Raw genomic sequence first — 13,041 nt, forward strand, 5'->3', positions numbered from 1 at the left:
ACTGGCCTGCGCCGCCGCAATCCTGCTTTGACTGCGGCGGCGAGAGGTGACGCAACGTTTCATGCGGTCCAGCGGAAGACCGGGGGGCGTTACGCCACCTCTGCCAGGGTGACACGCGGTGTGACGCCGAGCGCGGCGCAGACATCGCGGGTCAGGTCAGGGCTGTTGAGCGTGTAGAAATGCAGGTCTTCCACGCCCTGCTCCAGCAATTCGGTACAGAGCTCGGTGCAAAGCGCGGTGGACAGCAGCTGTTCGCGCCCGTCACGGATGGCCGCGGCGTAGGCGTCATCCAGCCAGGTCGGAATGACCGCCCCACAGCGGCTGGCGAAGCCACGCACGCGGGTCCAGTTGTTCACCGGCAGGATGCCGGGGATGATCTGAGCGGTGATCCCTGCCGCGGCACAGGCATCGCGGAACCGCAGGAAGCTGCCGGTTTCGAAGAAGAACTGGGTGATGGCGGTGGTTGCCCCGGCGTCCACCTTGCGTTTCAGGTAATCGACGCAGGCTTGCAGGTCAGCGGCTTCGGGATGCGGTTCCGGGTAGGCCCCCACGGCGATGTCGAACTTGCCGGTTTGGGCCAGCGCCTCGACCAACTCGACCGATGACGCGAAGCCATCGGGATGGGGCTGGAAACCCGACGCGCCCTTGGGGGGATCGCCCCGCAAGGCAACGATGCGGGTCACGCCTGCCTGCGCGTAGCTGTCGGCAATGGCCAGCGTGTCTTCCCGGGTGGCGTCAACGCAGGTCAGATGCGCAGCGACATTGACACCGTAATTGCCATGGATGGTCTTTACAGCGTCATGGGTCAGATCGCGGGTGGTGCCGCCCGCGCCATAGGTGACCGACACGAATTCGGGTGCCAGTGGCGCGAGGGTGCCGAGCGTATCCCACAGACGGAATGACGCCTCCAGCGATTGCGGGGGAAAGAACTCGAACGAAACATTGGGGGTCGGCAGGGTCATTTTGGGCTACATCCTCGATGCTGTTGCACATGGATGTGACATGGATAAAATGCTGAGGCAAACTCATAACATTCATCATCAACATGAGCATGACTAATGCATATCGAGTTCCGCCACCTTCGCACCATCAAGGCCATCCATGACGAGGGGGGGCTGGCCAAGGCGGCCGACCGGCTGCACATCACGCAAAGCGCGCTCAGCCACCAGATCAAGGGGCTAGAGGATCAGGCCGGGATGGAGCTGTTTGTCAGGCGATCGAAGCCGATGAAACTGTCGCCGGCCGGGCTGCGCCTGTTGCGGCTGGCCGAGCAGATACTACCGCAGGTGGCTGCGATGGAGGAAGAGTTCCGTGCCATGCAGCAGGGCAAGGTCGGGCGTCTTCATATCGCCATCGAGTGCCACGCCTGCTTCGAGTGGTTGTTGCCGGTTCTGGAACAGTTCCGCGTCGCCTGGCCCGATGTGGATGTCGATATCCGCCCCGGTCTGCAATTCGAAGCCCTGCCTGCCCTGATGCGCGAGGAGGTCGATCTGGTGATCTCCTCGGACCCCGAGGATCTGCCCGGCGTCGATTTCTCGCCGCTCTTTGACTACGAGCCGGTCTTTGTTGCCTCGTCCGAACATCCGCTGGCGGCCAAGCCCTTCATCATGCCCGAAGACTTTCAGGATGAGCTGCTGATCACCTACCCGATGGAACGCAGCCGGCTGGACGTGTTCAGCCAGTTCCTGAAACCTGCGGGGGTGGAGCCGCGCGCGGTGCGGCAGGTGGAACTGTCTGCCGTGATCCTGCTGCTTGTGGCCTCCAACCGCGGGGTCACGGTACTGCCCGACTGGGTGGTGCGCGAACAGCGGACCAATTCCAGCTATGTCACGCGGCCGCTGACCGAAACCGGCCTGACCCGGCGCATGTACGGGGCGACGCGGGTCGAGGATACGACGAAACCCTTCATGTCCCATGTGCTGAAACTGGCCCGGACAGAGCCGGTAAAGCTGCAAAGACGCGGCTGAACCGGCCCGAATGAGGCGAGGATGCGGCGGGTTCTTGTCAGCTTCCCGCAAATTGTTCTCATCTCGCCAACAATCGCCGTTTTCTTAGCCGGAAAAGGCCCGGGCAAGCCCTGAAAACCGACCCAATCAGACCTTAGCACGATCACAGAACAATAATGTGAAAGCAGTGCAATGCAGGCCGGGAACCGGGTTTTCCCAAGGGGTTTTTTCCTTGTGACCGAAAGGCGCGCGACCAATTGGGTGGTCATGTCGGTCGGGACGTCCTGCGTTGCAGGAGGTCCGAGTAATGCCTGACGCACTTGAACTGAACGTCACCACCACAACCGATGCCACGACGATTGCCGAGACCATTTTCGGAGACGGTATTCAAGTCGTATCCGCCACGCTGACCGGGGCGAGCGGGCAGGCCGGGATCTATTCGGGTGGCGACGCGACCTCTGGCGGTGTGGTGCCGAGCGACAGCGGGGTGATCCTGTCGACCGGCAATGCCACCGATTTCACGACGGGGGGGACCGGGACAAACACCAATACCAGTGCCGGGACATCCACCGGCCATGGCGGGGCGGGGGACGCGGACCTCGATGCGATCTCGTCCACATCGACCTTTGATGCAGTGGTCTTCCAGTCCACCTTCATTCCCGATGACGACTACATCACGATGCAGTTCGTCTTCTCGTCCGAGGAATATCTGGAATATGTGAACTCCGGCGTGAACGACACGCTCGGGGTCTGGGTCAATGGCAGTTTCGTGCCGCTGACCTCCTCGGGCGATACGGTGTCGATCGACACGGTGAACGACACATCGAATTCGAACCTCTACGTCGACAACCCGGCCAGCGCGGACACCTACAATACCGAGATGGACGGGTTCACCATCACCCTGTCTTTCAAGGCGCCGGTCAATCCGGGCGAGGAAAACACCATCAAGATCGGCCTCGCCGATGGCGGCGACAGCGCCTATGACACCAACGTCCTGATCGCGGCGGACAGTATCCAGACGGTCGCGTTGGCCTTTGAAGACAGTGTCACGATGGAGGCCAACACCACCGCCGTGATCGACGTTCTGGCCAATGATCACGACGCGTCCGGCAATGGGCTGACCGTGACGGAGATCAACGGGCAAGCTGTGGTTCCGGGCCAGTCGGTCACGCTGAACACCGGCGAAACCGTTACGCTGAACAGCGACTACACATTGTCGGTCGCGTCCGATTCCGACCTGGGCGAAACCGTCTTTACCTACACGGTCGAAAATGGCGACGGCGCCACTGACGTCGGCTATGTGAATATCCAGACCGTGGCCGATGCCCCGCTTGACGGCATTGTCGAAGGCAGCGGCGGGGCGGATGTGATCGACGCGACCTTCACCGGCGATCCCGAAGGCGACATGATCGACGCGAGTGACGCGATCGGCGTGAACGGGACCACCGGCGATGATGACTATGTCATGGCCTTTGGCGGTGACGATACGGTCCAGTCCGGCGCTGGCGATGACATCGTCGAGGCGGGCAGCGGTGATGACGTTGTTGCCGGCGGAGCGGGCAGCGACACGCTGTTCGGTGATGAGGGCAATGACACCATTCATGGGGGCAACGACCCGTCGCTTGGCGGGGGGGCGACACGCAGCCTGAACATCAACAATCAGAGCTTTGAGCAGACCGCCCATTCCGACGGGCAGTATTCTCAGGGCATTCCCGGCTGGACCGTTTCGGTTACCGGTTCGGGGCAGGCGGGCGATTACAATCCGACCAGCTCCGAGATCAATACCGGCACCGTGGATGGCACGGATGTGGCCTGGATCTATCAAGGGGGTGGCTCGAACTCGGTCGCGATTTCGCAGACCCTGTCTGAGACCTACGCTGCTGGCGACACCTATTCCTTCTCTGCCGATGTGGGCGACGGCACCTACAGCTATAGTGGCGATGTTCCCTACCAGATCAACATCTACGCCGGAACGACCCTGATCGGAACGACCAGTGGAACGACTGGCGATATCAACGCGCTGACCACCGTAACCGTGGAGTCAACGGTCGAGGACGCGTCGCTGAACGGTCAGGCGATCACCATCGAGATCGTTCAACCGCCGAGCGCTTCGGGCGGTGAGCTGCTGATCGACAATGTCGTCGGCACCGTCACGCCTGCCGCGCTGCCAGAGGATGGCTCGGGCGATCTCATCGACGGTGGCGAAGGCGATGACGTGATCTTCGGACAGGGCGGCGATGATACCATCGCGCTGACTGACGGGTTTGGAAATGACACGATTACCGGCGGCGAAACCGACGAGACCAATGGCGATACGCTGGATATGTCGGCGGTCACCTCGGGCGTGGAGCTGGACCTGTCCGCCGCCGACCCCGAGGCTGGCAGCGTGTTCGAAACCGGCTCGACCGGGGGGGCGACGCAATTTACCGAAATTGAAAACATCATCCTCAGCGCCGGGCGTGATACGGTGCATCTGGCTGATGGCGGCGGTCAGGACGCGGTTTCGGGCTTTGATATCTCCGATTCCGGTGATGGCACGGCGGTCGATCAGCTCGATGTCAGCAAGCTGACCTCTGACGGCGGCACCACGCCGGTGACCACCACCGATGTGACCGTGACAAGCGACCCCTATGGCAATGCGGTGCTGACCTTCCCCGGCGGCGAAAGCATCACGCTGGAAGGCGTGAACCCGCTGAACCTGTCCACGGTTGATGACCTCGTGGCCATCGGCATCCCCGACGGGCGGGATTACATCGTCGAGGGCACCAGCGGATCGGATACGATCGACGCAGGCTATACCGGTGACCCGGAGGGTGACCTGGTCGATGCAAATGACGCGGCGGACGGGTCCAATGACGATGTGATCGTCGCGGGGGCCGGGGATGACTCGGTCGTGGCTGGCGCGGGCGATGACTCGGTTCAGGGCGATGTGGGCAACGACACCATCGAGGGCGGCACGGGTGCGGACACGCTGCGCGGCGGAACCGGCGATGACTCGATTGAGGGTGGTGACGGGGCCGACGACCTCTATGGCGACGAAAACTCCGACACGATCATTGGCGGTGCGGGCGATGACACCTTGGACGGTGGCACCGGTGCGGACAGCATCGACGGCGGCGCTGACAACGACTCGATCAGCGGCGGTGACGGCGATGACACGATCATCGGCGGTGCGGGCGATGACTGGCTGCGCGGCAGCGTCGGCAATGACGAGATGTGGGGCGGCACCGGGGACGATTATATCTGGTCGGGCTTCAACGACGACACGATCCGCATCGAGAACGATTTCGGCAATGACACGATCGAAGCCGAGGGCATCAACGAGGTCACCGGCGACGTTCTGGACCTCAGCCTTGTTACCGACGACCTGACCATCGACCTGACCGGGTCCAACCCCGAGGCAGGCACGTTCAGCGACGGCACCTCGACCGCGCAGTTCAACGAGATCGAGAACATCATCCTCGGTGGCGGGCGCGATACCATAACCCTGGCCGATTTCGGCGGCGCGGATATCGTCCAGGCCTTCGACATGACCAACAGTGGCGACGGCTCGACCAACGACCAGCTGGATGTGTCGGGTCTGACTTCTGACTGGGGCACGACGCCAATCCATGCGGGCGATGTCACGGTCAGCGATGACGGCAATGGCAATGCGCTTCTGAGCTTCCCGGGCGGTGAGAGCATCACTCTGGTAGGCGTCGCTCCGAGCCAGCTGGCGACCGAGGCCGACCTCGTGTCCATCGGTATTCCGCCAGCCCCCGATTTCATTGTCGAGGGCAGCTCGGGCGATGACACGATTGACGCGGGCTACACGGGCGACCCCGAGGGCGACAGGGTCGATGCGAACGACCATTCGGATGGCTCGAATGATGACAGCATCGAAGCAGGCGGCGGCAATGACAGCGTTGTCGCGGGGGCGGGCGACGATACGATCTGGGGCGGCAATGACGCGGGCGCGGATACCATCCTGGGCGGCGCGGGCAATGATCTGATCAACGGTCAAGGCGGCGATGACAGCATCGACGGCGGTGCCGATGACGACAGTATTGCGGCGGGCGCGGGCGATGACTCCGTCACCGGCGGCAGCGGCAATGACTCGATCAATGGCGGCACCGGCAACGACACGCTGGATGGCGGCACCGGCGCTGACCTTATCAGCGGTGCGGGTGGCAGCGACAGCATTCTTGGCGGCGACGATGCCGACACGGTCATGGTCTTCGACGGCTATGGGGCCGATACGATTGCGGGTGGCGAGGGTGGTGTCGATGCCGATATCCTGGATGCGTCCTGGATTGGTGCTGACCTGACGCTGGACCTGTCGGCCAATGGCGCGGCAGACAATGAAAGCGGCACGTTGACCTCGACCACAGCGGGCGACGTCGCGACCTTCACCGAGATCGAGAGCGTTGTCCTCGGCTCGGGCGATGACAGCGTAACGGGATCTTCCGTCGATGACAGCGTCGCGACCGGAGCGGGGGCTGACACGGTCGCGGGCGGTCAGGGCGACGACAACATCGCGCTTGGCGCCAATGACGGCGCGCAGGATGTGGTGGTTCTGTCCGACGGTGACGGGTCCGACATCGTTCAGGAATTCGAAGCGCCGATCGACAATGGCAATGGCACCTATACCGGGCAAGATCAGCTGGATGTCAGCGGCCTGACCTCGGATGGCGGCACTACGCCGGTCACCACCAATGACGTGACGGTCACGGATGATGGTTTCGGCAACGCGGTTCTGAGCTTCCCGGGCGGTGAAAGCATTACGCTTGTGGGCGTGGCTCCGAGCGAGGTGGATGGTGCGGCCGAACTGGTTGCCATCGGCATCCCGGACGGGCGCGATTTCATCGTCGAGGGCGGCTCGGGCAGCGACACGATTGACGTGGGGTACACCGGCGATCCCGAAGGCGACATGATCGACGCGCTGGATCATTCCGACGGGTCGAACGATGACAGCGTGCTGGCCGATGCGGGCGATGACTCGGTCGTGGCGGGGCTTGGCGATGACACGGTGTTCGGTCAGGACGGCGCGGACACGATCCTCGGCGGGGCTGGTAATGACAGCCTCGATGGCGACGACGTGTTCGCGACCGGTGGGGCCGACAGCATTGATGGTGGTGCCGGGAATGACACGATCATCGGTGACAGTTTCGATGACACGCTGATCGGCGGGGCCGGGGATGACAGCATCTTCGCGGGGGCCGATGACGACCTCGTCTATGCCGGGACCGGGGATGACCAGGTCTTCGGGCAAGGCGGCGACGACACGGTGATCGTCGAGGATGGCTTCGGCAATGACAACCTCTACGGCGGTGAAACCAGCGAGACGGATGGCGACACGCTCGATCTGAGCAACCTGACCGTCGACACCACCATCGACCTGACCAACGCGAACCCGGAGAAGGTGACCATCACCGACGGCACCGACACGGTCACCGCGGAAGAATTCGAGACCCTGATCCTTGGCGGTGGCGAGGACACGCTGCAGCTTGGCGATGGCGGCGGCAGCGATGTCGTGTCCGGTTTCGACATGGGCGACCGCGGCGACGGGCACACGTTCGACCAGCTTGATGTCACGGGCCTGACTACCGATGGCACCACACCGGTCACGGCCTGGGATGTGGTGGTCACCGACACGAACGGCGATGGCAGCGGTGACGCGATCCTGACCTTCCCGGGGGGCGAAAGCATCACGCTGGAGGGCGTGACCCCGAACCAGGTCGATACGATCCCGGAACTGTTCGCAATCGGCATTCCCTGCTTCACCCCCGGCGCGATGATCATCACCGCCGATGGCGAACGGCCGGTCGAGGACATCCGCCCCGGTGACATGGTGCTGACCGCCGATAACGGCTTTCAGCCGGTCCGTTGGGTGGGCAGCCGCACCCTGACCTCCGAGGAACTGGAGGTACAGCCGGAACTCAAGCCCGTGTTGATCCGCAAGGGTGCATTCGGCAACGACCGCAAGATGCTGGTGTCGCCGCAGCACGGGTTCGTCATGAAGACCGACAGCGGCGAACGGCTGATCCGCGCCAAGCACGCGGCGGAGCTCTATGGGGGGCAGATCGCGCGGATCGACCGCAAATGCGAGCAGGTGACCTATGTGCACATCATGTTCGACAGGCACGAGATCGTTTTCGCCGAAGGCGCCCGGACCGAGGCGTTCTATCCGGGCCCGCAGGCGCTGAAATCTATCGACCGAGAGGCGATGGCCGAACTGCTGACCCTGTTCCCGGAACTGGCGCATGTTGCTTTTGGCGAGGATGGTGCCGCAGGTCGCTATGGCCCGCCCGCCCGCGACTACCTGTTGGGACGCGATATCCGTGCCATGAAGAAAGGCGCAGTGGGTGCGCACCCGACCCGCGCGGCCTGATCCTGTCAAACCACGCCTTGGCCCGTCCGGGGCGGGCCTGTCCAGGCGGTGCTGAAAAACTGCGCTTCGCAACTTTCCTTTGCTGCGGACTACGGGTATACGCCGCTTTCGTCTAGCCGAGGAACACGCCATGCAGGGCAGCGCAAATCTCAACATCATGATCAAGGCCGCCCGCAAGGCAGGCCGCAGCCTGGTCAAGGACTTCCGGGAGGTCGAGAACCTTCAGGTCGGGTCCAAGGGGCCGGGTGACTTCGTGTCCAAGGCCGATATGGCCGCCGAAGAGATCCTGCGCACGGAACTGATGGACGCGCGCCCCAACTATGGGTGGCTGGGTGAGGAATCCGGCGAAACCCCCGGCACCGATCCCACCCGCCGCTGGATCGTCGATCCGCTGGACGGGACCACCAACTTCCTGCACGGGATGCCTCATTGGGCGGTCTCCATCGCGCTGGAGCACAAGGGCGAGATCGTGGCGGGTGTGGTCTATGATGCCGCCAAGGACGAGATGTTCTACGCCGAAAAAGGCGCAGGGGCCTGGTTGAACGACTCGCAGCGCCTGCGCGTGTCGGGCCGCCACCGGATGATCGACTGCGTCTTTGCGACCGGTGTGCCTTTCGGCGGGCGCAAATACCTGCCCGCGACGCTTCAGGATCTGGCGCGGCTGATGCCCGCCTGTGCCGGTGTGCGCCGGTGGGGCTCTGCCGCACTCGACCTCGCCTATGTGGCGGCGGGCCGTTACGATGGCTACTGGGAACGGGGTCTTCATGCCTGGGACGTGGCTGCGGGCCTCTTGATCGCCAAAGAGGCGGGCGCCATCGTTCAGCCGATTCGCGACGGACAGAACCTTGTGGAAGATGGTCAGGTTCTGGCGGCTGCCGAGCCGATCTTCGACCAGTTCGCCAAGATCATCCGCGACCGGTCGGAAAACTGACACGCGTCGCGGCTTGATCCGTCAAATTTTTGCCTTGGCGGTAAGGCATCCTCGTCCCCGGATGATTCCAAGAGGATGCCATGACCTGCGTTGCACAGTTCTGGAATGAGGAAAACGGTTCGGCCACGGTCGAATGGGTGGTCATGACGGCCGCCTCTGTCGCCATGGGTTTGGCGGTCATGTCCTATGTCAGCGAAGGCGTGGAAAACCTGTCGAATGACGTGCGCTCGGCGCTCAGCGGTTTCGAGATCATGACGAGCTTTGACCAGTGGGATGATTTCCGCGCGCAACAGGCGGCAGAGGCAGCGGCCGCCGCGTCAGAGGACGCAGAGAGCCAGTAGCAGGCCGTCGGCAATCGGGACTCCCACCCATCTTGTCCGGACAGAAAAAACGGATGGTCCTGCCGCTCTCACGGTCGCGGCAGGACCATCCGTAATGAAAAGGTTTTGGTGCTGAAAAATCTGGGTGTCAGGCCCGGCACAGGGAGGGAGAGGGGAGGGAGGAGGACAGCCGGGCCTGACGAAACTTTGTGTTACTCGGAAAAATCAGCCGAGCGGGAAAGGGGCTTTGGGAAGGGTGACCGGCTTGGCCTGACGGGTGCGGGCATCACGGGCGAGCAGGGCGGCGGCGGAGCGGGGCGAGAAGGTCATTGGTTTGGGTTCCGTTGTCTTCGTTTCTGTTAGTGTATTATTTACACATTAATCCGGGGTGCGCAAGAGAAAAGTGTGCATTTTACACAAAAAGATTTCAACTGCGTCAGCCCATGGCAAAACCGGCCCCAAGAAATGAAAAGGGCCTGCCAGCCGAACCGGCTGACAGGCCCCGATCTGCTGCAGCGTGGGATCAGTTGCGCAGGGTTTCCATGAAGGAGTTGTGACGCTGGTCCAGGATGGCCGAGTTGGCGGCGCCGGTGGCCAGCATCTGGTTGCCCCAGTTGTGGATGTCTTCCATCCGCTGTGCATGGGCGGCGTAGGGGTCGTAGCTGTTATAGCCACCATAGACCGGGGCCTGCATCTGCATGGCGTAGGCATCCAGCATGGCGCAGGCCTCGTAGTAACCAGCGCTGCAATAGGCGCTCAGTTCATAAAGGTCGACATACTGGGCCTCGGCCTGCGACGCGCCGGAAATGGCAGAGGCAAAAGCAGCGGCAGAGAGGAGAGAGAGAATACGCATGGGTCAAATTCCTGGGTTTGAGTGCGGTTGGCTTCAATAGGTGTAAAATATACACATACAAAAGACAAAGTCAAGCCAATGGCCTGTTTCCCATGCGTCAACGGATGGTGAGGGAGATCAGCGTTCTGGCAGAATCTGTTGGGCAATCCCGGCAATGGCCAGATAGATAGAGCTGCCCATCAACCCCCAAAGTGCCCAGCTTTCCGGATGGAAATCGACCCAGGCGGCCCAACCGGCAAAACCGGTCCAGGCAATGGCCATGGGCAAGGACAAGACCCGCCAGCGTTCCGTGCGCACCGGGTGGATGAACTTGAGGTTCAGGAACATCCCCACGGCAAAGAGGATGACCAGCCCGAGGATTATGTAGAAATTCGGGCTGAGCGCGAAAAGAACCAATACCACCATGTTCCAGCAGCCCGGAAAGCCCGCAAAGGAATTGTCCTTGGTCTTCATTCTTGTATCGGCGAAGTAGACGACACTGGCAAAGGTGATGACGATGATCGCGAGCCACCCTGTCCAGCCCGGCAAGAGCCCGGATTTGAACAGCGCATAGGCCGGGATGAAGACATAGGTCAGGTAATCAATGATCAGGTCCATCAGGACCCCGTCGAACTCTGGCGCATTGGTCTTGACCTGGTAGCGGCGCGCCAATGGCCCGTCGATCCCGTCTACGATCAGGGCCACAACCAGCCACAGGAACATGAGCGACCACTTTTCCTCGACCGCCGCCAGCATAGCAAGCATGGCAAAGACGGCGCCGGTGGCGGTGAACAGGTGAACCGAGAGGGCTTTCATACGCAATGTCATCGGACTGACATGAACCAAAGCAACGCGATAGGCAACCGGGGGCGTGCCGGGAAAGGGCGGGCGGCATTGCCGTTGCGACAGAATTTCGAGCTTGCCGCATCCCGTGATACCCTTGCCCCAAATCTGAACGGAGGTCCCCATGCCCGCATTGATTCGCGCCTTTGCGCTCTTTGTCCCGCTGCTGCTGGCGATCACGGGGATCGCGCAGGCTCAGCAGGCCACGCTGATCATCCACAACAACACCGATGCCACGCTGTCCGTTTTCACGCAGAATGCCCACAGCTCCTCGATCCAGAGCCAACCCGTCGTCGTGCCTCCTTTGTCGCGCGGACGGGCGACCGTCCCCATGGGACAGAGCGTCATCCTGGCCGAGGCCATCCACATGACCGGGACGCCGGATGCGAACTGGAGCTACAATTTCCACCATTCCGGTGCGCATGAGCTGGAGATATTCGCCTCAAATTTTGGAATGTCGGTGATGTTCGATCAGCCGGGCTCGGTCACACCCACGCCATCAGGGGGCACATTGCCGATCATAGCGGCAGGCAGCTACGATTGCTGGGGCGGTGTCAATCTCAGTCAGGCAGGATCCTGGATGGCAATGGAAGGCACCTACCAGGATACCTACGAGGACGAACACGGCAGGCTCACTCTCACCTACAACCCTGCTCTGGGGCAGGGGGCTTCGGGATGGGCTGGCACATGGTGGGAGCCCGGCGTTGGCCGGTACGGCACGCTGTCGAATTTCGAGCTGTCGGAGCAAGGGTTCAGCGCCGATTGGGCCGTCGACCCGCAGCGCGTGGGGGCGCGAAGCAACGGCAATGCGCTGCCGGTGTCTAGCGGTGATATGACCTGCACGATGAACAGATAAAGGACCGCAAAGCGCAGAGCTACGCCTTGGGATGGGCGTTGCGGTAGACCTCCATCAACCGGGCCGTATCGACCGCCGTATAGGCCTGGGTGGTCGACAGGGAGGCGTGGCCGAGCAGTTCCTGTATCGCGCGCAGATCGCCGCCTGCATCCAGAAGATGCGTCGCGAAGCTGTGGCGCATGGCGTGGGGGGTAGCGGTGGCGGGCAGGCCGAGCTGCATCCGGGCCGACTCGACCACCTTGGCCACCTGACGGGGCCCGAGCGCGCCGCCGCGAACCGCGCGGAACAGCGGGCCATCGGCGGGCAGATCATGGGGGCAGAGCGCGGCGTAGCGGTCCACGGCGCGGCGGGCCGCGGGCAGAACCGGCACTTCGCGGTCCTTGTTGCCCTTCCCCCGAATACGCAACACGTCGGATAGCGGCAGGACCGAGGCTGTGAGGCCAAGTGCCTCGGATATCCGCAAACCGCAGCCATAAAGCAGAGTGACCACCGCCACATCCCGCGCCGCGATCCAGTCGCGGGCGTCCTGTGCGCCGACCCGTTCCATCAGCTCCTGAGCGGCGGGTTCTGACAAGGGACGGGGGAGCTTTCGTTGAAATTTCGGCGCGCGGGTCGAAAGGACAGCCGTGGCGTCGAACCCGTCGCGCTCTGCCCACCAGCGGTAGAAACCTTTCACCGCTGACAGCTTGCGCGCCAGTGACCGCGCCCCAAGGCCCGATCCCCGTTCCGCGGCCATCCAGGCCCGCATGTCGCGCGGGCCAAGGGCACGCAAGGGGCCAAGCCCAAGCTGTGCCCCATGGTGCCCGGTCTGGAACGCAAGGAAATCCCGCAGGTCCGCTCCGTAGGCTGTGACGGTGGCGGGCGACCCGCCCCGCAAACTGCCCACATCCGCAAGCCACGCTTCCATTAGGTCGCGTGCGGCGGGGCTGAGGGCGGTGCTCAT

Annotated in this window: 9 protein-coding genes; 5 read left to right on the forward strand and 4 right to left on the reverse strand. The window is 62.8% G+C overall.

Annotation, left to right across the window (positions count from 1 at the left end; genetic code table 11):
* Positions 1 to 89: 89 nt before the first annotated feature.
* The gene (gene metF / locus ACOOEX_RS03700; RefSeq protein ID WP_420398319.1) at positions 90 to 956 is read right to left on the reverse strand and encodes a methylenetetrahydrofolate reductase [NAD(P)H]; all 867 of its coding nucleotides are present in this window, start codon (positions 954 to 956) and stop codon (positions 90 to 92) included.
* Positions 957 to 1,058: 102 nt separating this feature from the next.
* Between metF and ACOOEX_RS03705 the strand changes: the two genes are divergently transcribed.
* From ACOOEX_RS03705 to ACOOEX_RS03720, 4 genes are all read left to right on the forward strand, one after another.
* Positions 1,059 to 1,967 carry a LysR substrate-binding domain-containing protein gene (locus ACOOEX_RS03705; RefSeq protein WP_420397173.1) on the forward strand — a complete coding sequence of 303 codons (909 nt, stop codon included), beginning with the start codon at positions 1,059 to 1,061 and terminating at the stop codon, positions 1,965 to 1,967.
* A 286-nt stretch (positions 1,968 to 2,253) separates the two neighbouring features.
* On the forward strand, positions 2,254 to 8,316 hold the full coding sequence (locus ACOOEX_RS03710) for a choice-of-anchor L domain-containing protein (protein WP_420397174.1): 6,063 nt from the start codon (positions 2,254 to 2,256) through the stop codon (positions 8,314 to 8,316).
* A gap of 130 nt (positions 8,317 to 8,446) precedes the next feature.
* Positions 8,447 to 9,247, forward strand: coding sequence for an inositol monophosphatase family protein (locus ACOOEX_RS03715; RefSeq protein WP_420397175.1), 801 nt, complete (start codon positions 8,447 to 8,449; stop codon positions 9,245 to 9,247).
* 80 nt (positions 9,248 to 9,327) lie between these two features.
* Positions 9,328 to 9,588, forward strand: a complete 261-nt coding sequence (locus tag ACOOEX_RS03720; RefSeq protein ID WP_420397176.1) for a Flp family type IVb pilin — start codon at positions 9,328 to 9,330, stop codon at positions 9,586 to 9,588.
* A 502-nt stretch (positions 9,589 to 10,090) separates the two neighbouring features.
* On the opposite strand, the gene ACOOEX_RS03725 is transcribed toward ACOOEX_RS03720, so the two are convergent.
* Together ACOOEX_RS03725 and ACOOEX_RS03730 are read right to left on the reverse strand one after the other, a co-directional pair.
* On the reverse strand, positions 10,091 to 10,420 hold the full coding sequence (locus ACOOEX_RS03725; RefSeq protein WP_420397177.1) for a hypothetical protein: 330 nt from the start codon (positions 10,418 to 10,420) through the stop codon (positions 10,091 to 10,093).
* Positions 10,421 to 10,537: 117 nt separating this feature from the next.
* Positions 10,538 to 11,227, reverse strand: a complete 690-nt coding sequence (locus ACOOEX_RS03730; RefSeq protein ID WP_420397178.1) for a CDP-alcohol phosphatidyltransferase family protein — start codon at positions 11,225 to 11,227, stop codon at positions 10,538 to 10,540.
* Between the two features lie 139 nt (positions 11,228 to 11,366).
* On the opposite strand from ACOOEX_RS03730, the gene ACOOEX_RS03735 reads away from it, so the two are divergent.
* Entirely contained in the window at positions 11,367 to 12,098 is a 732-nt protein-coding gene (locus ACOOEX_RS03735) for a hypothetical protein (protein WP_420397179.1), read from the forward strand.
* 19 nt (positions 12,099 to 12,117) lie between these two features.
* Here the strand turns inward: ACOOEX_RS03735 and ACOOEX_RS03740 are convergent, their stop codons facing one another.
* Positions 12,118 to 13,041, reverse strand: a complete 924-nt coding sequence (locus tag ACOOEX_RS03740) for a tyrosine recombinase XerC (RefSeq protein ID WP_420397180.1) — start codon at positions 13,039 to 13,041, stop codon at positions 12,118 to 12,120.

The sequence above is a fragment of the Nioella sp. genome, from assembly GCF_965215655.1.
Classification (GTDB): Bacteria; Pseudomonadota; Alphaproteobacteria; order Rhodobacterales; family Rhodobacteraceae; genus Nioella.

Coding starts and splice junctions, on each gene's coding strand:
- ACOOEX_RS03735 (WP_420397179.1), top strand. CDS start 11,367: ATGCCCGCATTGATTCGCGCCTTTGCGCTCTTTGTCCCGCTGCTGCTG.
- ACOOEX_RS03725 (WP_420397177.1), bottom strand. CDS start 10,420: ATGCGTATTCTCTCTCTCCTCTCTGCCGCTGCTTTTGCCTCTGCCATT.
- ACOOEX_RS03720 (WP_420397176.1), top strand. CDS start 9,328: ATGACCTGCGTTGCACAGTTCTGGAATGAGGAAAACGGTTCGGCCACG.
- ACOOEX_RS03705 (WP_420397173.1), top strand. CDS start 1,059: ATGCATATCGAGTTCCGCCACCTTCGCACCATCAAGGCCATCCATGAC.
- ACOOEX_RS03730 (WP_420397178.1), bottom strand. CDS start 11,227: ATGACATTGCGTATGAAAGCCCTCTCGGTTCACCTGTTCACCGCCACC.
- ACOOEX_RS03740 (WP_420397180.1), bottom strand. CDS start 13,041: ATGAGCACCGCCCTCAGCCCCGCCGCACGCGACCTAATGGAAGCGTGG.
- ACOOEX_RS03715 (WP_420397175.1), top strand. CDS start 8,447: ATGCAGGGCAGCGCAAATCTCAACATCATGATCAAGGCCGCCCGCAAG.
- ACOOEX_RS03710 (WP_420397174.1), top strand. CDS start 2,254: ATGCCTGACGCACTTGAACTGAACGTCACCACCACAACCGATGCCACG.